14 protein-coding genes and 2 tRNA genes are annotated in these 21043 nt (G+C 58.1%); 4 read left to right on the forward strand and 12 right to left on the reverse strand.

The features are described 5' to 3' along the window. Position 1: 1 nt before the first annotated feature. Entirely contained in the window at positions 2-1072 is a 1071-nt protein-coding gene (locus HMPREF1627_RS02245) for a carbohydrate ABC transporter permease (RefSeq protein ID WP_034500804.1), read from the reverse strand. After that, positions 1065-2990: a glycoside hydrolase family 2 protein gene (locus tag HMPREF1627_RS02250; RefSeq protein WP_034500805.1), complete on the reverse strand. Its 1926-nt coding sequence runs from the start codon at positions 2988-2990 to the stop codon at positions 1065-1067. The genes HMPREF1627_RS02245 and HMPREF1627_RS02250 overlap by 8 nt, the downstream gene beginning before the upstream one ends. Before the next feature lie 144 nt (positions 2991-3134). Here HMPREF1627_RS02250 and HMPREF1627_RS02255 point away from each other — a divergent pair, with 144 nt between their 5' ends. Next, the gene (locus HMPREF1627_RS02255) at positions 3135-4235 is read left to right on the forward strand and encodes a LacI family DNA-binding transcriptional regulator (protein ID WP_234305210.1); all 1101 of its coding nucleotides are present in this window, start codon (positions 3135-3137) and stop codon (positions 4233-4235) included. Between the two features lie 171 nt (positions 4236-4406). Here the strand turns inward: HMPREF1627_RS02255 and HMPREF1627_RS02260 are convergent, their stop codons facing one another. The 10 genes from HMPREF1627_RS02260 to pgm form a co-directional block, all read right to left on the reverse strand. Then, positions 4407-6212 (reverse strand): dipeptide ABC transporter ATP-binding protein, encoded by a 1806-nt coding sequence (locus tag HMPREF1627_RS02260; protein WP_234305231.1) that lies wholly within the window; start codon positions 6210-6212, stop codon positions 4407-4409. A 35-nt stretch (positions 6213-6247) separates the two neighbouring features. Then, the gene (locus tag HMPREF1627_RS02265) at positions 6248-7216 is read right to left on the reverse strand and encodes an ABC transporter permease (protein ID WP_034500811.1); all 969 of its coding nucleotides are present in this window, start codon (positions 7214-7216) and stop codon (positions 6248-6250) included. After that, on the reverse strand, positions 7209-8132 hold the full coding sequence (locus HMPREF1627_RS02270) for an ABC transporter permease (RefSeq protein ID WP_034500813.1): 924 nt from the start codon (positions 8130-8132) through the stop codon (positions 7209-7211). The genes HMPREF1627_RS02265 and HMPREF1627_RS02270 overlap by 8 nt, the downstream gene beginning before the upstream one ends. A 307-nt stretch (positions 8133-8439) precedes the next feature. Next, entirely contained in the window at positions 8440-10050 is a 1611-nt protein-coding gene (locus HMPREF1627_RS02275) for a peptide ABC transporter substrate-binding protein (protein WP_034500814.1), read from the reverse strand. Between the two features lie 414 nt (positions 10051-10464). Further along, a complete protein-coding gene (locus tag HMPREF1627_RS02280; protein WP_034500815.1) occupies positions 10465-11715 on the reverse strand; it encodes an App1 family protein in 1251 nt (416 codons plus the stop codon). A 1-nt stretch (position 11716) separates the two neighbouring features. Continuing rightward, the gene (locus HMPREF1627_RS02285; RefSeq protein ID WP_034500817.1) at positions 11717-13036 is read right to left on the reverse strand and encodes an MFS transporter; all 1320 of its coding nucleotides are present in this window, start codon (positions 13034-13036) and stop codon (positions 11717-11719) included. Between the two features lie 139 nt (positions 13037-13175). Further along, positions 13176-14597 (reverse strand): multicopper oxidase domain-containing protein, encoded by a 1422-nt coding sequence (locus tag HMPREF1627_RS02290; RefSeq protein ID WP_034500819.1) that lies wholly within the window; start codon positions 14595-14597, stop codon positions 13176-13178. Further along, complete coding sequence (locus HMPREF1627_RS02295; protein WP_234305211.1) at positions 14594-15970, reverse strand: hypothetical protein; 1377 nt, start codon at positions 15968-15970, stop codon at positions 14594-14596. The genes HMPREF1627_RS02290 and HMPREF1627_RS02295 overlap by 4 nt, the downstream gene beginning before the upstream one ends. Continuing rightward, entirely contained in the window at positions 15963-17180 is a 1218-nt protein-coding gene (locus tag HMPREF1627_RS02300) for a hypothetical protein (protein WP_034500820.1), read from the reverse strand. Before HMPREF1627_RS02300 ends, HMPREF1627_RS02295 begins: the two co-directional genes overlap by 8 nt. A 155-nt stretch (positions 17181-17335) precedes the next feature. Beyond that, the gene (gene pgm / locus HMPREF1627_RS02305; protein ID WP_034500821.1) at positions 17336-19009 is read right to left on the reverse strand and encodes a phosphoglucomutase (alpha-D-glucose-1,6-bisphosphate-dependent); all 1674 of its coding nucleotides are present in this window, start codon (positions 19007-19009) and stop codon (positions 17336-17338) included. Positions 19010-19184: 175 nt separating this feature from the next. Here pgm and HMPREF1627_RS02310 point away from each other — a divergent pair, with 175 nt between their 5' ends. From HMPREF1627_RS02310 to HMPREF1627_RS02320, 3 genes are all read left to right on the forward strand, one after another. Then, positions 19185-20549, forward strand: coding sequence for an AGE family epimerase/isomerase (locus HMPREF1627_RS02310; protein ID WP_034500823.1), 1365 nt, complete (start codon positions 19185-19187; stop codon positions 20547-20549). Between the two features lie 78 nt (positions 20550-20627). Further along, positions 20628-20714, forward strand: a tRNA-Ser gene (locus tag HMPREF1627_RS02315). A gap of 71 nt (positions 20715-20785) precedes the next feature. After that, a tRNA-Ser gene (locus HMPREF1627_RS02320) sits at positions 20786-20874 on the forward strand. Positions 20875-21043 lie beyond the last annotated feature (169 nt).

Raw genomic sequence — 21043 nt, forward strand, 5'->3', positions numbered from 1 at the left:
CTCAGCGGCTCCTTTGGCGTGAAATGAGGAATTGAATGAGCGAGATGAAGACCATCAGCACGAAGAGCACCAAGGACATTGCCGAGGCGTAGCCAAGCTGGGTATCCCTAAAGCCCGTCTGGTAGATGTAGCGCACGAGGACATCCGTTGTTCCACCGGGGCCGCCCGCGGTCATGATGTTGACCTGACCGAAGATTTGGAACGAGGCAATGATCTGGGTGACCAGAACCAAGACCGTTGCGTGACGAAGGCCCGGAAGGGTGATGTTGACGAATTTTTGGAAGGAATTCGCGCCGTCCAAGCTTGCGGCCTCGTACAGCGTCGGATCGATGTCTTGAAGGCCCGCACCAAAGAGGATGAGGTTGAAGCCGACCGTCCACCATACGGTTGTTACAACGATTGCGGTCATTGCCCACTGCGGATCCGAAAGCCACGAGATGGTCCCCCACCCCATGTATTCGGTGAAGCGCGCGACGATGCCGCGCGAGGGATTGAGCATATATCCCCAGATCAGGGTGGCAACCGAGACCGGAAGAACGTAGGGGACGAAGAGCGCCGCGCGGTAGAAGGAGCTTGCCCGTCCGCCTCGTTGAAGGAGGAGCGCATAGATCAGGCCGAGGCCCGCGATGATTGGCGTCGAAACCAGGGTAAAGATCGCGGTGTTCTTCATCGCGTTCCAAAAACGCGGGTCAGACCAGGAGCCACCGTCACCGGGGTGGATTCCCAAGATGATTGCCGCGGCGATCAAGGTGACGATCAAGAGGATTCGGCCCGAGTTCAGATCGCGTTCGCGCACCGCCTTGACGGCCACATACACTCCGCACACTAAGCAGAGCAATCGAACAAGCCACATCGAAGTGGCGTCCCAAACCAGGCCGGTACCGCCAAGCATGTGGGTGTAATTTTCCAACCCGATCCATTCGCGGGTACTGCCCAGCAGGTCCCAGTTGAAGAAGGACATGAGGACAGCCTGGACGACCGGGAAGAGGATGAAGATCCCGTAGAAGATCAGGAAGGGAAGCGTGAAGGCGAAGTTCACGGCCCATCTGCGAAGCACGCGTGGCTTAGGCATTGTGATCACCTTCGAAAGCCGTTGACACGACACTGCGCTCATCGGTGCCTAGCACCGCGCTGGCCTCGACAATCGTGCGAGGCCGAATCTGTCCGCTCTGCTGAGCGGAGCTGGTGACGAAACCACGAATCACATCCAGCGGGAGCTTCGGAGTGCGGTTTTCGTCAGCGAGGCCGTTTGTTTCTTGGCGGGTGTCGGTCAGTTGCGTGTAGCAGAAGCCCGCGAGGATCGGAGAGGCTTCAAGGGCCTCGAAAAGACCACTCACGCGTTCTTCGTAGGCTTGCGCATTGGGGACAACCGCGTAGCCCCATGCGTCTTCCGCATCCAGCGGCAATGAGATCCCGCCGAACTCCGTGACCATGACGGGGCGGTCATCACTCCACGGCTGCCCCAGAAGGATCTTGCGTCCCTGTGGACCGACTCCGTTCACCAGCTCTGCAATCGATTCACGGTCGGCGTAGTTGACGCGGAGTTGCTCGCCGTAAACCCCGTAGTCATGGGTTGTCACGATCGGAGTTTCCAGCTGCTCCCACCCATCGTTTGCGATGACTGGGCGAGTTCCGTCAAGCGCATCGGTGAGCGCGACGACCGAGCGGACAAATGCCTGCTGGCGCGATGAGGTGACGATGAGGTCTACTCCCCAACTTTCATTGAAGGGCACCCACACGATGACGCTGGGGTGGTTGCGGTCGCGCAGAACTAGGTCGTGCCATTCCTGCGTGGTGACGCTGACCGCTCGGTCGCTGAAAGCGTAGGCCGAGGCGGATTCTCCCCAGACCATCATTCCCATACGATCAGCCCATGTCAGGGTTCGCCGATCGGCGCTGCGTTCGTGGATTCGCACGAAGTTGAAGCCCATATCTCGGGCAAGTTCCAGGTCTGCTTTCAGCGCCTCGGCACTTGGCGCAGTGAAGTATGAACTCGGCCAGTAGCCCTGGTCGAGGATGCCACGCAAGTAGGTGGGCTGGTGGTTGATCTCGAGGTAGCGGTGCGAGAGGTTGACGTCGCGGATTCCCACGTAGGAGACAACCTCGTCTTCGCCCACGCAGATGTGCGCGTTGATGAGGTTGGGGTGGGCGGGCGACCACAGCAGCCGGCCCCATTCCTGACGGTTTGCCAATGCGGGGATTTGTGCGACGAGGCGGAGCTGGCCTGAGCGCGCACGGACCATGGTTGCCGCTAGCGTGACGCCCGCAAGGTCAAGGGTGAGGCTTGCCTCGATGGCCTCGTGAGTGCCCGTGTTAAGCGGGAGGCCAGCACACTCCACATCGCAGGTCACTTGGGCTTCTTCGATGTCCCATGACCAGGTCAGCGAGCGAACGTAGTTTGCGGGCACTACTTCCATCCACACATCGCGCCAAATTCCGACGACGGAGTGGTACCAAATACCGTGGGGATGTTCTTGCCAGTCTTGCTTGCCACGAGGCTGATCGACCGCGTCAAGGCGATCGTGCGCCCTCACAACAATTTCGAAGCCTGCGTCGAGGTAGTCACTGGGATCAATCTCAACGGTGAAGGGGGTGTAGCCACCTTCATGATGGACGAGGTGAAGTCCGTTGACCCACACGTCGCTTGCGAAATCGACGGCCTCGAAGTGAATGAGGAGGTGGGGGCGGTGGCCGGCGTCAGCTAGGCCGGCGTCTTTGATTTCTTCAGGTGTGACGCGCCTGCGATACCAGACAACATCGGAGCGCTCTCCGCTCCACTGACTGCTGGGGCTTCCGGGAGGGAAAGGAACACAGATTGTGTGCGAGAAGTGAGCACCGGGGAGGTGCCATCCCAAGGTAAGGCCTTCATCGGTAGGATCCGTTGCGAATTCCCATTGGCCGCCTAGGTTCAACCATGATTCACGGCAAAGATCGGGGCGAGGATAGTGCGCGTCGCTCCATGCTTCAAAAGTGTCTACGTTGACCTTCATGGAATTATCATGCAGGATTTTCCAGAAAATTGCAACGTAGCAAATTATCGCAATCTCTTCAGCGGATTCCCTGATTTTTCAGTAGACTAGAGCCCATATCCCCTGATAATTCCACATCTCGCCGCGATTTTATCGGAGACGGACATGAAAGCTTCACGGCCTAATATGCGCGATGTTGCGCAACTCGCCGGCGTCTCACAGCGCACCGTTTCAAACGTAGTAAATAATTTCCCCCATATTTCCCCCGCTACTCGGAAGGCAGTTGAGGACGCAATCCGTCAACTGGGTTACCGACCGAATATTGCTGCGCAGCGCCTTCGACAGGGACAGACCCACACCTTGGCATTGGCAATTCCCAACCTCGCATGGCCCTACTTCGGGGAACTCGCGCACCTCATCCAAGAAGAGGCGCGGCGCAGTGGATATTCGATCATGGTTGTCGAGACTGCTGGTTCGCGCGAACATGAAGTCTCGGTCCTGCGCGATTTCCGAACCAATCTCATCGATGGACTCATCCTTTCCCCCATCGAGCTCGACCTTGACGGCCTCAACCAGCTCGAGTTGGACGCACCGCTGGTGCTGCTCGGTGAAAGGATCCAAGACGCGGGTATCCCCCACTTTTCAATGGATAACGTCTCCGCGGCCTCGGAAATGGTCCATCATCTCTACGACCAGGGAGCGCGCAGTTTCCTGGTTCTGGGATCGACGCACACGCAGGCTACCTCCAGCGCGGGCGCACTTCGCCAACGGGGGATCGAGAAGGCACTGGCCGAGCTCGGCTTGGATTCGTGGGCATGGCGCAGCGTCGAAGTGTCCCCCTGGACCGCAGGTGGAGCGCAGGAAGCACTCTCGCAGTGGCTGGAGTCCAACAACCTCCCCGATGCGATCTTCACGATGAACGACCTCTTGGGAATCGGTGCACTGCGCGCGCTTGCCGAGGCAAATGTGCGCGTACCCGAGGACGTGCTGGTCTCCACGTGGGACGATACGGTTCTTTCACGCTTCTCAACGCCAACGCTGACCACGATCACCCCCGATACTCACGCGATTGCTCGCGAGGCCGTCCAAGGCCTGATTGCACTCATTGAGGGGCGCGGTGGCGCGGGCGGAAAGCAACCCCACGCAGCTAATGGGAAGCTCAGCAGTGAGGAAGGCGCGGCCTCGTTAGAGGAAGAACCTCAGGGCGTGGCAGATGTGACGGTCTCGCATACGCTGTCGATCCGCCGCTCAACCGTCCGTGTCTAAGCTCCCTCATTCCTGTTTTAGCTCGCACACCTACGGCCTCAGAACAGCAATAGGACAGGAACGAGTGAGCTAAAGCAGGAATATGTGGGCGGGAAGAACGACAGGCAGCCGCACACACACGTGTGGGCAGACCCGAAGGCCTGCCCACACGAGAAAACTGCGAAAGAACGCTCAGAGGTTCAGCTGGATCTTTCGACCAGGAACAGCCTCGATCAGCTCGCGAGTGTAATCCTGAACCGGATTGTCGAAGAGAGCATCGGTCGTATTCGCTTCAACCAAGCGTCCCTTCTCCATGACCACGACATCATCGGCGATCTGGCGAACAACAGCCAGGTCGTGGGTGATGAAGAGGTAGGACAATCCCAGCTGAGCCTGCAAATCGTTCAGCAGGTGCAGAATCTGGTTCTGCACGAGCACGTCCAGAGCAGACACGGCCTCGTCCAGGACGATCACTTCGGGGTTCAGCGCAAGCGCACGCGCAACCGCAACGCGCTGACGCTGACCACCGGAAAGCTCGTTCGGGTAACGACGCATGGCGCTTCGCGGCAGGGCAACCAGGTCGAGCAGTTCGGCGACGCGCTCTGCGCGCAGCTTCTTCTCGGCCTCGCCATGACCTTCAAGAGCGGCAACGGCCCACGGTTCGGGATCGCGACCGGTCGCCTTCGCGCGCTCCACTTCCTGCTGAGCGTAGGCCTTAGTACCGTAGCTGTGGATGCGCAGCGGCTCTTCGATGATTCTGTAGATCGAATACATCGGGTCCAGCGAACCGTAGGGGTTCTGGAACACGGCCTGGAGGCGACGACGCAGCGCGAAAAGCTGTGCTTCGCTGTACTCCGAGGTGTCCTCACCGTCGAAGAAGATCTTGCCCGAGGTCGGCTCCAGCAGGTGGAGGATCATGTTCGCGGCAGTTGACTTACCCGAACCAGATTCACCCACGACCGCCAGAGTCTTTCCACGACGCAGCGTGAAGGAGACATCATCGACCGCAAGAAGCTTCGCGGCCTCGCCCTTCGCGCCGCGGATGTGGAACTCCTTGGTGAGGTGCTCGACGCGAATCATTTCCTCGCTCGAGGCGTTCTTCGCCGAGCCAGTGAGTTCTTCTTCCGTGTGCGTGATGCCGCGCGCGTGAGCGGACTCGATACGTGCCGAGGCCAAGGACGGGGCCGCGGACACCAGGCGCTTCGTGTAGGGGTGCTGCGGGTGCTGGAGGATCTCCAGAGCAGGACCGGATTCCACGATGCGACCGCGGTGCATAACGACGAGCTGTTCGGCGCGCTCAGCGGCAAGACCCAAGTCGTGGGTAATGAAGAGCACTGCCGTGCCCATTTCCTTGGTGAGCGTCTCGAGGTGATCGAGAATGCGACGCTGAACAGTCACGTCCAGTGCGGAGGTCGGCTCGTCAGCAATGAGCAGCTTCGGACGAGAAGCAAGACCGATTGCGATCAGCACGCGCTGACGCATACCGCCCGAGAACTCGTGCGGGTACTGCTTTGCGCGGCGCTCACCGTCGGGAAGGCCGGCTTGTTCGAGCAGCTCGGTGACGCGCTCCCCTGCTTCGGAGCGGGGAACAATATTGTTCGCCAGCAGGGCTTCCTTCACCTGCGTGCCCACGCGAAGAACGGGGTTCAGGTTACTCATCGGGTCCTGGGGAACCAAGCCAATGCCGGATCCGCGCAGTTCGATCCATTCCTTGGAACTCATCTTGGTGAGCTCCTTGCCGTCGAACTCGATGGAGCCGCCGGTCACCTTACCGGTGCCCGGAAGCAGGCCGATAACGGCAGCGGCTGTGGTCGACTTACCCGAACCGGACTCGCCGACGATTGCAACGGTCTGACCGGGGTAAATGGTCAGGTTAGCTCCGCGAACGGCGGGAACAACACCGGTCGAGGTCGTGAAGGTGACCTCGAGGTCGGTGATCTTCAGCAAGGGGTTGGCGTCGTCCGGGTGGACTTCGACCTTCTCAGCGCCTTCGAGGATGACCTCGGTGACAGTCTCTTCGAATTGTTCTTCGTTCACTTCTTCGCCTTCGGGTCAAGGGCTTCGCGAACGGCGTCACCCATCGTGATGAAGCTGAGCACGGTCAAGGCCAGTGCCATAGCGGGGTAGAAGAGAACCATCGGTGCCTGCCTCAGGTTATCCTTCGCCTGCGAGATGTCAGCACCCCAAGACACCACCGTCGGGGGAAGACCGATGCCCATGAAGGACAGCGAGGCCTCGGCGACGATGAAGGAACCCAGAGCGACCGTCGCGTAGACAATGATCGGCGCCATGGAGTTCGGGATGATGTGGGAAAGCAGGATGCGCCAACGCGATGCACCGGTTGCCTTCGCGGCCGTGACGAATTCTTCGTTCTTGGCGCTCATGACCGAACCGCGCGTGATACGTGCGATCTGAGTCCAACCGAACATCGACAAGACCAAGATGACCATCCAGATGTTGCGGTGCTGCTTGAACATCTGCATGAAGACAATTGCTGCAAGCAGCAGAGGAACTGCGAAAAAGATGTCGGTGACACGTGAGATCACGGCGTCAATCCAACCGCCGAGGAAGCCGGCGATGGAGCCAAGAGTTGCACCAATCAAGACGACGCAAATCGTCGTCAGAACGCCGACGGAAACCGAGGCGCGTGCACCGTAGATGACGCGAGCGTAGATATCGCAGCCCTGGAAGGTGTAGCCGAAGGGGTGTCCGGCCTCGGGCTTGCCCAGAGAGTGCGAGAGTTCGCAGTAGTCGGGCTTAACGCTGGTGAAAAGCTGCGGGAAGGCAGAGATCAAGATGGCAATGACGATAATGACCGCGGCGATCCAGAACAGGGGACGCTTGCGCAGGTTCTTCCACGCTTCACCCCACATTGAGGCGGGTGCGGACTCATCGGCAACTGCGTCAACTGCGCCCAGACCGGTCTCATCGATATCCGAGACGTAGTGCTCCTGACCGGCGCGAGTACGCGAAATAGCTTGCGAAGGGATGAAATCACTCATAGCGAATCCTCGGATCAAGAACGGCGTACAGCAGGTCAACAAGGAGGTTTGCGGTGATGTAAACCATGACCAGGACTGTCGTGAAGGAGACAACGGTGGCGGGCTCACCGCGGACGATGGACTGCCACAAGGTACCGCCAACACCGTTGATGTTGAAGATACCTTCGGTGATGATTGCGCCACCCATGAGGCCACCCAAGTCGCCACCGAGGAAGGTTGCGACGGGGATCAGCGAGTTACGCAGAATGTGGCGCGTCATCACGGTGCCTTCTTTCAGGCCCTTGGCGCGAGCGGTACGCACGTAATCGGCAGAAACGTTTTCGGACACCGATTGGCGCGTGAGTCGGATGACGTATGCGAGAGAGGTTGCGCCTAGCACAATTGCAGGCATCGTCAACGACTTCAATGAAACAGTACTTGCCGTTGGCGGGAAGATACCCCATTTGATGCCGAGGAAGAACTGCATGAGGAAGCCGATAACGAAGGTCGGCACGGAAATGACGACCAGCGAGAGAACCAGGACCGTCGAGTCGAAAATACCGCCGCGACGCACACCTGCGATAACGCCGAAGAGGATGCCGAGAATAGCCTCAATCAAGAGGGCGTAGACAGCCAGTCGGATGGTGATCGGGAATGCGGTTGCCAGTACCTCGGTGACCGGTCGACCGGAGAAGGTCTTTCCGAAGTCAAGGGTGAAGATGCCCTTGAGGTAGAGCAGGTACTGCAGCCAGAAAGGCTTATCAAGGTTGTACTCTTCGCGGATTCGAGCTGCCGCAGCCTCGGTCAAGCCCTTATCGCCACCGAGGGCCGCGACGGGATCACCTGGCATCAGGTAGACCATCGCAAAGATCAGGAACGTTGCTCCAAAGAAGACCGGAATGGTCTGCAGGAGACGTCGTCCGATGTATCGCAGCATGGACAGGTCCTTTTAATACATGCGTTTACGAATGGTTTTCGCAAACTCGTCGGGGTTCATCAAGATGAACGGGATTTCGCATGGGTCGCACACTCTACAAGCCTGAGGCCGAAAGCAGGTACACGACACTACTCATGCGTACTACTGATCATAGTAATGCAAAGAAGTGGTAAATGGTCAATCGTGTGTCTTTAATTACGCGCACACACGCACGTTTCGCGTGAAGTCATGAACAACTGTGGGGTGGAAGCCTAATGACCTCCACCCCACAGTTTTTCCGCCTATGTTCAGCGGGGAAGAACTATGTTCAGTTCTTGGTAATCGCGAAGTAGTTCACGGTCGAGTTCCAGGTGAACTGAACGTTGCTCACCTTGGTGGACCATGCACCGTTGGTGTTCGAGTACCAGGTCGGGATAACCGGCATATCCTCGAAGAGCAGCTCTTCTGCCTTGTACTGGAGCTCAAGAGCCTCGGTGCCCGAAGCGGACAGAGAGTCGCTCAGGTACTTATCGAACTCAGCGTTCTTCCAACCGGCGTAGTTGGAGGAAGCATTCGAGGAGTAGGTCGGGAACAGGAAGTTGTAGAGCGAGGGGTAGTCGCCCTGCCAGCCCTGACGGAAGCCGCCCTTAGTGGTGCCGGCCTTCATGTCGCCCAAGAGGGACTTGAAGTCTGCGTAGGCGTCGCCTTCAGCCTCAATACCCAGGGTGTTCTTGATGGAGTTGCAGGTTGCGTCAACCCACTGCTGGTGTCCACCATCGGAGTTGTAAGCGATCTGCAGCTTGCCGCTCCACGGGGAGATGGCGTTGGCCTGTGCCCACAGTTCCTTAGCCTTCTCAGGGTTGTAGGTCAGAACCTCGGAACCCTTCAGGCCTTCCTTGTATCCATCGATTGCGGGAGAGGTGAAGTCCTTAGCAGCGGTACGGGTACCGGCGAAGACGGTCTTGATGATCGAATCACGGTCGATCGACATCGAGATGGCCTTGCGACGCAGCTTGCCTTCTTCACCGGAGAAGTGCTCCAGGCGACTGGGGATGGTGACGTACTGAATGACGGCCGCAGGCTGGTTGGCGGTACGTCCGGACAGTTCCTGCTGGTAGCTGGAGAAGACCGAGTTCGGGACAGCATCGAGCACGTCGAGGTCGTTGGAGCTCAGGTCAGCGTAAGCAGCATCAAGGGACTGGTAGAAGACGATGCGCAGGCCACCATTCTTCGCGGTACGAGGACCGGAGTAGTTGGGGTTCACGGCCAGATCGATCTGCTTGGAGTGCTGCCAAGCATTCTCACCGTTAGGCATGTAGGGGCCGTTACCCACGGGGTGCTCGCCACCGTTCTTGGGGTCTGCCAGAGTCGAGTCGGGAAGCGGAGAGTAGGCGGTGTAGCCCAGGCGCTTCATGAAGTCCGACTCGGGACCCTTCAGCTTGACAACGAAGGTGTAGTCATCGAGGATCTCGAGGCCGCCTTCCATGTCGCCAGAGCCGTCATCGTCGGTGCCGATAACGTCAGCGAAGAAGCCTGCGGAACCGAGGTTCTGCTTCGTGGCCATCTTCCATGCCTCGACGAAGTTCTTTGCCAGAACGGGGGTGCCGTCGGAGAACTTACCATCGGCGCGGAGCTTAATGGTCCACTCGGTGTTGTCAGCGTTAGGGGTAATGGACTCTGCAGCGTCCAGCTGAGTCGAACCGTCAGCCGCGTAGTAAGCGGGGGACGAGAAGATGCTGGAGACGATGCGGCCACCACCGGTCTCGTTGGTGTTCGCCGGGATCAGCGGGTTCTGGGGCTCAGAACCGTTAACGGTGACAATGTTGTCCGAAGACCCACCAGACGACCCACCATTGGAGCCGGTGCTGCCAGAAGAGCAGGCGGTCAGTGTCAGACCAAGGACGGCGGGCACTGCCAGCCAAGACCTCTTGAGGTTCATAGGGATTCCTCCTATTAGGAATGCTGTTCATCAGAAGTGCTGATGACCGAGAGCATAGCCGACTTTCTTCCCAAAAACTTCACGTGTCCATGATTTAAACATTACATTTCGATTACGATTGTCAAGATTTGGTAAAGAAGATTCTTTGAGAATAGTGCTCATTACGTCAACCTATGCCACAAATCACAGGGGTATCAATTTTGCTTCCTCGTCAACCATCGATACCCGGTCCCATCAGGCTTATTGCCTAGTCAACAGCCCGCTAAATGGCGCGAAAATTTAGCTTTCCGCACGAACTAACCCCTGCCGTAATGAACTGAAACAGACTACTCTAAACAGTGCAGGACCCGCCGCCTCGAGGACTGCAGCCGGATATTTGGTCTTGCTTCAGCGGCCCAAATATCCGGTTAGACGTTACGGGGTTGGCGGTTGCGACTGCTCAGTTGCAACCGCCCGCCTTAACGCATCTCCATCTTCGCCGCACCAACGCGGGATACCCGCCGGCACATCATCCAAAGCGCCTGAGGAAATCGCTTCAAAAGTACCGTGCGCCATCAATTGCTCGATTTGTGAGAGCGAACGAATAGCAATTCCCGCAACATTGTGCGGAAATTCCCGCGCAAATTCGGCATAAATCTCGGGATCGTGCTGCCCGTCGTCACCGACCAAGATCCACCTAATATGCGGAAAAGTCCGGCGTAAACGACGAAGTTCGCGCCTCTTGTGTTCCATCCCAGAACGGAACCACCCGGTATTCGAGGGCCCAAAATCCGTCATGAGCAAAGCACCCATCGGATAGTCGGCACGTCGCAAAAACTCACGCAAGCCGGGAACCAAGTTCCACGGCCCCGTCGACAGATACATGACTGGAAGCTCACGAGGCCGCGCTCCTGCGCGCCCACCAGCGCCCTTTCCTCGGGCGAGGATTGGCATCTCTCGACGAGAAAGTTTACGTAGGAAACGGGCCATTCCAGGCACGGCCTCGCGCTGAGAAACTCGCTCCATCAGCGCGTGTTTTGCGGCCGTGAGGAGTCGCGGAATCATCGAGACAATGATGGTGTCATCGATATCGGAAACCACACCAAACTCTTCGTCGTTGCCAATCACGCGCAAAGAGACATCAACCGATTTTGCTGCGCGTACCCGCCCCAATACACGATCATCGTCAGCGCGTTGAACACGGAACAACTCGCCGCCCGCGCTTAGCTCGCCGTGGCCGAGCTGGGATAAACGAAAAAGTTTCTCACCCTCTTGCAAACCCAGTTTTACGACATCACAGGCGTTCAAGGGCTGAATCGAAGCAGTATGCCATCCCGCCGCCAAACCGTGTCCCTCAAGATCAATATCGATGTATCCACCGCGGTCACTGAAGGCAAGAGTTTGTGCCTGACCAAAAGTCACGACAACAGGTTGGCCGGGGACCTGGGCATCGAAAAACTGACGCCAGCCGCGACGCTGGCTGAGCCACGAACGCTCACCACCGCGGTCCTCCATAATGACTCGAGCCATGACGCGAGCCGTTTTTTCGGAGGCATAACCGCCAAAACCCACGATCCCAGGGTAGAAACCCGCCCACCCCAGCAGGCCTGCGAGGCCTCGGGAAGTCGCCTCGTCAAGGGAAGCAGCGACGGAAAGCGCGAGGGATGGGGTTTCGTTATCGATCATCTCAATCCTCATCCAAAACTTCGCGCTGGTGTTCAGCCTCCTCCTGGGCGGATTTGAGGAGAGACTTCTTGAGGGTCGGCAGGCCAACAACCATACCCAGAACCATAAGCCAGGCAAAAATCGCAATCATCACGTAGGCACCGGTGGAACCATAGCGGTCAACTGCCGGTCCAGAGGCGGAAGAACCAAGGGAAACACCCAAGTTGATCGCTGTGCTCAGCCATGCCAAGCCCTCGGTTTGACGATGGCGAGGAACCGACTTCGTGACCATCATGTTGACGTTCGTCATGGTAGGCGCGCAGGCAATGCCACTGATCAACATGATGATCCCCAGCGAGACCAAAGAGTTCGCCAGCAGATATGCAGTCATTCCAATGGCAAGGGCAACAACGCCGACTGCGAAGAGCTTCCACAGGGGGTGGCGCCAGCTTCGCGCGCCATAGAGCAGGGCAGAAATGAAGGAACCGACGGAGAACATGGCCAGCAAAACGCCTGAAAGCGCCGGAACCCCGAGCTCCTTCGTGAATGCGACAACCGCGATATCGTTTGCTCCGAATTGCGCGCCCATTCCCGCGTAAGTCAGCATGAGGACGATCATTGCGGGGAGCAGAAGCAGAGAGCGCTGAGGGGCCGAGGCCGCGGCGCCAGTAGCAGTCCCCTTGCCTCCGTCTTCGGAAGTGGATGCCTCCCCCGCCTCGTCAAGGTGGACGGGCGAACGATGGGACACGGGAACCGGCTCGGAAGAACGCTGTCCCAAGAAGAGCGCTGCTCCGAGGACAAGGAAAACAATGGAAACGGCAACACCCGTTGTCGGGTGAAGAGCAGTACCCAAAACCGTTGCAACCACGGGGCCAACGATGTAGACAAACTCGTCAACTGCGGCCTCCAATGCGAAGGCACTATTGAGCTGGGCAACGGTGTCAGTCGCGCGAATCCAACGTGCACGAACTAGGGCACCCGGGGAACCCCACGTGGCTCCCGCAATACCTGCCGATACGAAGAGGATCCATGTGGATGCAACCTCTAAGGTTGCAAACAAGAGAACGGTGGTCGCGATAGCAGAAACCGCGAAAACCGGTCCCATGATTTTGAGCTGTCCATAGCGGTCAACCAGTCGTGCCCACATCGGTGCGGTCACCGCCAAAGCGATGATATTGATCGCCGAGACCACGCCCGCGAGGGTGTAGTTTCCATATGCCGCCTGGATCGACAAAATAATCGAGATCGGCATGATGGACATGGGTAGACGCAAAATGAACCCAGCAGCCGAAAAACACCAAGCACGGTTCAGACGAAGAATTTCCCCATAGGTCGACAGCACTGTGCCAGTTTATGCGCTCACCAAGACGTTTGGCACTCCCCACGCGTATGGTGCCGCGCACCCTTCAACGCATAGACACAGCGCTTGGCCTCGACCATTTCCGCGCCGCGTACGCTTCGTCCGTGCCGCGTGCCACGGCTTAGTTCGTCACTTCAATCTTTCCGTGCGCCCCGGCCTCGGAAAGGCTCATGACGTGGTTGACGAAGGTATAGGTTCCCGGCTCCTTGAAAGAAAGCTCAACGAAACCGCCCTGTGCGGGAAGCATGGGGAAGGTTTGGGATCCCCCTCCCCCACGGCTGATGGCGTTGCCTCCGTCGATGAGCGTGTAGCCGCCCTCGTCCCAGACGGTGTCGAATTGTCCACCAACGATGTGGAAGGACATGGCGGTATTTGGGCCCGAATCCATCAGCCAGAATCGCACGCGCTCGCCGACCTTCACTTTGAGGGGGTGCGCATCGTACTGGAAGGGACGGCCATTAAAAGCCTGCAGGTCGGGCATCATCGAGGCGATCTTCGTAGCGTTGGCAGTACCACCGTTATCCCCCAGATACAGCTCGGTCGCAACCATCGCATACTCGTGGTCGACCGGGCGCAGATCGCTGGGATCAATGATGACGGCACCGGTCATTCCGTTAGCAATGTGCATGGACATGGGGTGCGTCGAGCAGTGGTACATCCAGATTCCGGCTGCCTTCGCCGTGAAGGTGTATTCCAGCGTCTGCCCGGGATCGATCGTCTTCATGGCCTCATCCGGCGCAATATCGCCCGCATGGAAGTCCAGAGAATGCCCCATGGTTCCCTCGTTTTTGAGGGTGATGTGGAAGGTATCGCCGATTTTTCCACGAAGGGTGGGAGCGGGAGTGTTCCCGTTGAAGGTCCAGACCGTCCGGCTGACATCCTCGCTCAGATTCTGCACGATATCGTCGCGGGCAACCAGGGTGTAGTAGTGGTCTTTTTCTTCCGAGGCCGGTGCAACTTCAGCGGGATAGGGATCGACTTTCGCTGCGTAGGCTCGCAGTTGGTCTGCAGTTGGGATTCCCGTTCCCGTTGCAACCTCGTGGTTGTGGGAGGCGCCGCCAGAGTGTGAGCCCGCTGATGCAGAGCCGCCCGGTGCTCCATCGGCGAGAATGCTCAACGTCATTCCCATCTCGCGATGCCCCGGCAGTGAACACCAGCCCTCAGTGTTGGCAGTGATCACTCCGGCGTCCAGTTCTGCGCTCGCTCCAGGGGCCAGAGAGCCGGTCGTTTGCCCACTAGCAAGAACGAGGTCGTGCCGTTGTTCCGCGGTGTTCGTGAAAGTAATGTGCAGTCGATTTCCCGCCGGAACGTGGACGACAGAAGGAGTGAAGGACATCCCTTGGACACCGATTTCCACGTGGGTGGTTTCACCGGTTTCTTTCACCTGAGTTGACGAGGCCACGCCTGAGGTGTTCCCCACCGCTGAGTTTTGCGTTGCGTTACTTCCGCCAGCTAGGACACTGGCAAGAACAAGGGCGACAACAGCGCCAAGGCCAGTGAAGACCATTGCTGCCCGCGAGGGCCCAGTGTTTTCTTCGCTCATTGAACCTGCCTACTTTCACTCATCTCTTTGATGCGTTCTTGACGCGCTCGTGCTTGATTTTTTCCCGCGCGCGCAAACATCACGATGTCAATTGCGAAGGTCATGATCATGACCAGCCAAAGCGCGTATCGAAGAGTAGTAACCGCTGTACTTGCGGCAGCACAGAAAAGGACAACTTGAAGGAACAGAGCTCCGTTTCTCAGCGCCACACGCAGTGCGAACTGCCAGTCAAGAATTGCGATACCAATTCTGACAACCGAAGGACCGCCTCCAATGACAACTGGCATCAGATAGCTCAGTGCTCCCACAAAGAGCTGGGCGAAGCCGCCCGCGCCAATAATCGGAAGCCACATCATGGTCAGTGCTCGAATTTCGCTCGGAGTACTGACAAAAAGCGCCGTAATCCCCAAGAAAAGAATGCCTAGAGCAATCCATCCCAATCCGATAAGGAATGACCATGCGGAATACTCTTGAGGTTTCTTTGCTGCTAAAACACGCGCATAAGGGATAAGAATCCCCATAATCCCGCAGGCGGCCGCACCTAAAATTCCAGCACCGACCAGGGGCATAGCTCCTAAGAGAGCTCCGCATACCGCAATCAGCAAACTGACGCACCAAGGCGGAAGAACTTTAATCCCCCAGGAAACCGCATCGGGAGACATCCGTGTACGCAAGATTGTCGGCCCCAAGGTAATTGCGGTGCCACCGATGCTCAGGCCCAGCCATCCGCCAACACCACTGAGAGCGTGTGCAAAGGTCAGGCGATCACGCATCGCAAGCAAGGCCTCGGGAATGGAAGAAGAAAACATTGTGGTGGTGACAAAACCAGCAAGAAGCGCGGTGAGTACAAAGAAAGCTGCCGCGCACACGTAGTAGCGCACAACGATGACAAAGCGCGAGGCCAAACGCTCGCGAAGAACCGACAGCATCGCGGCTCCATGCCAGGCAGCAATTGCCGCAATGCCCGTTGCCGCAACGACAGTTCCGATGAACCAGCCAAGCCACATCGAAATAAAGAGCAATGCAAAACACGCATTGAAGCTCAGCATTCGACGCAGGTTGTCCGAGTGAGCTCTGCGGTCATCGGCTGCCAGACGTGCAAGGGAGCGGGCAAAGAACCATGACCATTGGAAAATTCCATTGCTTAAGACGCCTAAAGTCACCAGATGGATCATGGTCCACAGGGGCTGCGGCATGCGGCGGTGAAGGAAGAGGGTCACTACTGCCATAAGAACCGCGATGATCATCCACGTGGTTCCCAAGCGATCGATGCGCATTCGGGAGGGGCGTCCGGACCCCGGGGCACCGGTGGGAGCACCTGCCGGTTCCGCACCGATACTCACTCCCGCCTGGGGAGAAGAAATCTCAGGCATGGGTGCTCCGCCCACGTCGCGTGTTCACAATTGTCACGCTGGCAGTCGTAACAACGAAGAGGAGGAATGCACATACTCCAAGCGCTCCGCCAAAACGCCAGGGAAGTGCGGCCTCGCGCGCGCCAGAAAGGAAACGAATCAGCAAGCTGAGGTGGAAAAGAACCAGAGGGACCCACATTGAGAAGTGGTAGGGAACCTCGCGACGAATCACCGAGGGGATAATAACCGGTGCGTGCGCAATGACCATGGAGACTGCGAAGCCAACTGTCAAGGCGTGAACAATCGCATCGTAGCCATAGCCGGAAAAGGTCGGGGGTGCGGTAATCCACAGAGCAGCCGGGAGCATCACCCACCCGTATCCAGCGAGCATAGCGACCGCGGAAAGACGCGGAATTCCGGGGATATTTATGGTTTTACGAGCGACATCGTGATACCCCATATCGATTGCAAGTGCCGCAAGTGAGATTCCTAAAAGCGGGTAGGCGACAAGGGGGACAATCAGCGTCAGTGCCAAGGAAATGAGCAGAGCCCCGACCCAGACCAAAATTCGCTTCTCGGTTGCCTCATTGAAGGCGAGGCGCGCCAATTCCAAGCGCTCGCCAACGATCGTCAAAAGCAAGAAAAAGAGCCACCAGGGCATGATGAGGGCGACTTCCAGTCCTCGCATCCATAAGAGGATCCCGCACAGGCCGACACATGCACCGATCAATTGGATGAGGACCGCGTACGAAGCTTGACGCTTTTTCCACACATGCCGGTAAATCATGACCAGGGTGATCATGGAGATTGTCCACAGGACTGCCGGAAGCATTCGCTGGGATTGATACCCGGGAAGGGTGCGACTCAGGTAGGCCGGAAGCGGCAATGTAGCAATGAAATTGGCGACCGCTCGGCTTTGAGAGATGACGATGGCTGCAATTCCCGCGAGCGCCGAGGTGGCCGGGGAAAGGTAGGCCCATCGAGAGTTCAGCGCTACTGCGCGTTCTAAACAGATCGCTGTTCCCAGGAAGCCGTAAACCATGAGGATTCCATGGATTGCGCCCAAGTCCGTTGAGCTCACCGGAGCAAGGGCCCCCAGGCGGACAAGAGCTGCGTCAAGTCCCGCCAGAAGGGCAAGTGCCGCCCCCATGAGCAGGATCATCCGGCGCCAGGGAAAAGGCGGGCGTGCAGAGGTTAAGGTATCCGCACCTTCGCGCGTTTTCTCCACCATTTTTACCGGACCTCTCCTGCTTTAATGAGACCCCTTAAAGGTACCGGTCAGAAGGCTCTTTTTCCACCAAGCCGCAAATCCTGAACATGAATAACGAAAGGGGTGCGGAGCCGTCACACGCCCCCGCACCCCTCACAACGGTTATGAACGCGAGCTCAGCCCTTCAAGGCCTCGCTCACCAATTGCTTAGCCGCTTCCTGAACCTGAGCAAGGTGCTCGGCTCCGCGGAAGGACTCGGCATAGATCTTGTAGACATCCTCCGTGCCCGAAGGACGAGCCGCAAACCACGCGACGTCAGTCGTCACTTTCAGGCCACCGATTGCTGCATCATTACCCGGAGCGCGCACGAGCTTTGCGGTGATGGGGTCACCGGCCAGTTCGGTTGCGGAAACATCCTCGGGAGACAAAGCGGCAAGCTTCGCCTTTTCTTCACGGTTCGCGGGCGCGTCGATCCGCGCATAAGCCGAGGCCCCGAAACGTTCGACCTGTTCTTCGTGCAGCTGCGAGGGTGTCTTACCGGTAACGGCCAGAATCTCAGAGGCCAGAAGGGCCAAGATGATTCCGTCCTTATCGGTGGACCACACGGTGCCATCCTTGCGAAGGAAGGAGGCTCCTGCGCTTTCCTCACCACCGAAACCAAGCTCGGCGCTGACCAACCCGGGAACGAAGTACTTGAAGCCCACGGGAACCTCAACGAGCTTTCGGCCAATCGAATCAGCAACGCGGTCGATGAGCGCCGAGGACACCAAAGTCTTACCGACTGCAGCTTGTGCGGGCCAGTTCGGGCGATGCGTGAAGAGGTATTCGATCGCAACGGCCAGGTAGTGGTTCGGGTTCATCAAACCATCGGGTGTCACGATTCCGTGACGGTCCGAGTCAGCGTCATTTCCTGTCGCAATGTCGTAGGGAGTGTTCCCGTTTTCGTCCGGAGTCATCGCATCGCGAAGAGACGCCATCGCATAGGGAGAGGAGCAGTCCATACGGATCTTTCCATCCCAGTCCAGGGTCATGAAGGACCATGCGGGGTCAACCTTGGGGTTCACAACGGTCAGCTCCAAGCCGTAGCGCTCGGCAATTGCACCCCAGTAGTCCACCGATGCTCCGCCCAGCGGATCGGCACCAATACGCACGCCGGCCTCGCGAATCGCATCGATATCGATGACCTGGTCAAGCTGATCGACGTAGTAGGCAAGGTAGTCGAAGCGGTGGATACAGGGGTGATCCAGCAGGTCCGAACCCAGCACGCGATCGACGCTGCGCCAGCCCTTTTCAAGGATTTCGTTGGCGCGCTTGGCGATCCACGAGGTCGCATCGGAGTCCGCGGGACCACCGTGAGGCGGGTTGTACTTGAATCCGCCGTCACGAGGCGGGTTGTGGCTGGGGGTGACGACGATACCGTCAGCCAGCCCTTCCCCAGTCGCGCGCAGGTGCTTGGGTGCACCATTTGCGCCGAGGATCGCCACGGAAACCGCGGGGGTCGGAGTGAAAGATCCGCGTGCATCAATGCGGACATCAACGTTATTGGCGGCCAAGACTTCCAGGGCGGTCCGCCATGCGGGTTCGCTCAGCGCGTGGGTGTCGCGACCAATGAAAAGCGGACCATTGAAGCCCTGCTCGGCTCGGTAGTCGACGATCGCCTGGGTGATCGCAACGATGTGTGCTTCATTGAACTTGCCATCGAATGCGCTACCGCGGTGACCGGAGGTACCAAAAGACACCCGTTGATCGGGGTTTGAGGGGTCCGGTTCAATGTCGTAATACGCGGAAATTAGCGCATCAATATCGGTGAGGTCTTCGGGAAGGGCAACAGTGCCAGCTCGATCAAACATGCTTTTAGTCTGCAATGTTTCCCTCAGGCGTGCAAGAGAGTCCACATAGAGCACAATCGTGAGTAAATATTCGTTAAGCTCCGACACCTGGGGCGCCCTTGGGATAAACTCGGTCAGGATGTCGCTTTCGCAACGACGCTGACAGTGACAGGCATGGACGGCAAAGGAGAACCACATGGGCTGGTTGGATTCAATCGAGCACAATCGCTGGCTTTCGGCGCAACTTCAAGCACTGATCGCAGAAGCAAAAGTCAGTACAACACCTTCTGGCTTCAGCGAAGGCCCAGAAGGTGAAGAACCCAGCCCGCGCGCTCAGTTCACCCTCAGTGCTCGAATGCTCCACGCCTTTTCTTTGGGGACTCTCTTGGGGCTTCCCGGCTCTCGCCGCTACGCCGACCACGCAACACACACCTTGCGTCGCGTAATTGACGAGCACCTGAAGGGACTGCCCGACCCAAGCGCCGTTGATGAAGAAGAAAACACCGACTCGGAATCTTATAAGGCCGAAGTTCGCGGCGGCGACATTGACTACCAGCTCGATAACGCCCTCTTAATCAGCGCGAGCGCTGCGGCCGCGGTTGCGAATCGCCCCGGCGCACACGAGCTCCTATTGGAGGCTCTTCACGAACAGGAACGCCGCTGGCTAGCGCCGAATTCGCTGGTCTACGGCGCAATCGCCTCGGGAAGCACACAGCACAAGGCTCCGATTGTCTCCCTGGGGACCCTGGCCTCGACAACCGAGGCCTACCTTGCCGCCGCTGAAGCGACCGCCGACCCCGTGTGGATCGACCGCGCAGAGGCGATCACCCTTGCGGTCGCGCGCATGGGAAACGGGGCCTCGTGGAGGCTGGGCGAATACATCGATATCGAGACCTCCTCCCCCGTCGCCCAAGGGGAGCAGGGGTGGGCGAAGAAGTGGGAACACTGGTCCTCAACCCCCGTGCTTGAGGGAGTACAGATCGGTACCCTGCTGCGCTGGGCGCGTTTGTCGATCCAGGTCCGCGCTGCGCTGCGTTCCTTGGGAAGGAAACCCGATGATGCCCTTCTCGAGGCCGCGACCGAGTTCTTTGAGCGTGCTCGCGTCGACGGCTGGAGGCAGCTGGGGCATGCCGGCTTTGTCACCTCTGTTGGTTTCGATGACCACGAGAAGCAGATCCTGGATAATCGCCACTACATGTGGGTTGTCTGCGAGGGCGTATGCGCCGCGGTTTCTCTGGCGCGCGCGCTTCGCGATGACGGCGCGAGCGAGGGTGAAGTCGAACACTATGAGCACTGCTATCGTTCATGGCTCGATTTCATCAACGATGAGCTCATTGTCCGTCCGGGACAGTGGCTGCACGTTCTCTCGTTTGACAATCAGGTGACTGAGGAGTCGGCCCCGCGCAGTGGCGATATTGCGTGGGCAATTCAGACCGTATTGATTGGCCGTATTCCGATGTGGCCGCCTTTCGCTTCGGCCATTTCACGAGGCCTTCTTGACCACCCTGAGGAGGCTCCTACCGACCGTCGCTCCTGGGTTCCTTTCCGTCGGCGTCACTGAAGAACATTTGGGGATCTATTACATATTCGTGAAGACGAATGTGCGAATAGTTCAAGATCCGCTATGATTGGCGGGTCTGGAGGGCTGACCGAGTGGCCGAAGGTGACGGTCTTGAAAACCGTTGTGTCAGCAATGGCACCAGGGGTTCGAATCCCTTGCCCTCCGCGGTTCCGACAACAATAGGGTCGCAGCGCATTTCGCGTCCGCGAAGAAAATGCCTTAGAGTAGTCGGCATTGGAGACGTCGCATAGTCCGGTCGAGTGCGCCTCCCTGCTAAGGAGGTAGGGGTTCACGCCCCTCGCGGGTTCAAATCCCGCCGTCTCCGCAGATAACCCCGAGTTTTCCTTGAAAACTCGGGGTTTTTCTTTGCCTATTTCAGTAGGCTGACACCTTGTTGCGCCGTCATTAACTTGTCTGAGCGTTTTTCGTCACAATGATGAAATACACAAACAATTGCCCGGGTGGCACGCAGAAAGTAAATTAAAACTTGTATC

Origin of the sequence: Actinomyces sp. S6-Spd3, from assembly GCF_000758755.1 — a bacterium.
Taxonomy (GTDB): Bacteria; Actinomycetota; Actinomycetes; order Actinomycetales; family Actinomycetaceae; genus Pauljensenia.

What these genes read in the sequence shown, in the direction of transcription:
- HMPREF1627_RS02245 (WP_034500804.1), bottom strand. Translation starts at nt 1,072, where the DNA reads ATGCCTAAGCCACGCGTGCTTCGCAGATGGGCCGTGAACTTCGCCTTC.
- HMPREF1627_RS02250 (WP_034500805.1), bottom strand. Translation starts at nt 2,990, where the DNA reads ATGAAGGTCAACGTAGACACTTTTGAAGCATGGAGCGACGCGCACTAT.
- HMPREF1627_RS02255 (WP_234305210.1), top strand. Translation starts at nt 3,135, where the DNA reads ATGAAAGCTTCACGGCCTAATATGCGCGATGTTGCGCAACTCGCCGGC.
- HMPREF1627_RS02265 (WP_034500811.1), bottom strand. Translation starts at nt 7,216, where the DNA reads ATGAGTGATTTCATCCCTTCGCAAGCTATTTCGCGTACTCGCGCCGGT.
- HMPREF1627_RS02270 (WP_034500813.1), bottom strand. Translation starts at nt 8,132, where the DNA reads ATGCTGCGATACATCGGACGACGTCTCCTGCAGACCATTCCGGTCTTC.
- HMPREF1627_RS02275 (WP_034500814.1), bottom strand. Translation starts at nt 10,050, where the DNA reads ATGAACCTCAAGAGGTCTTGGCTGGCAGTGCCCGCCGTCCTTGGTCTG.
- HMPREF1627_RS02280 (WP_034500815.1), bottom strand. Translation starts at nt 11,715, where the DNA reads ATGATCGATAACGAAACCCCATCCCTCGCGCTTTCCGTCGCTGCTTCC.
- HMPREF1627_RS02290 (WP_034500819.1), bottom strand. Translation starts at nt 14,597, where the DNA reads ATGAGCGAAGAAAACACTGGGCCCTCGCGGGCAGCAATGGTCTTCACT.
- HMPREF1627_RS02295 (WP_234305211.1), bottom strand. Translation starts at nt 15,970, where the DNA reads ATGCCTGAGATTTCTTCTCCCCAGGCGGGAGTGAGTATCGGTGCGGAA.
- HMPREF1627_RS02300 (WP_034500820.1), bottom strand. Translation starts at nt 17,180, where the DNA reads ATGGTGGAGAAAACGCGCGAAGGTGCGGATACCTTAACCTCTGCACGC.
- pgm (WP_034500821.1), bottom strand. Translation starts at nt 19,009, where the DNA reads ATGTTTGATCGAGCTGGCACTGTTGCCCTTCCCGAAGACCTCACCGAT.
- HMPREF1627_RS02310 (WP_034500823.1), top strand. Translation starts at nt 19,185, where the DNA reads ATGGGCTGGTTGGATTCAATCGAGCACAATCGCTGGCTTTCGGCGCAA.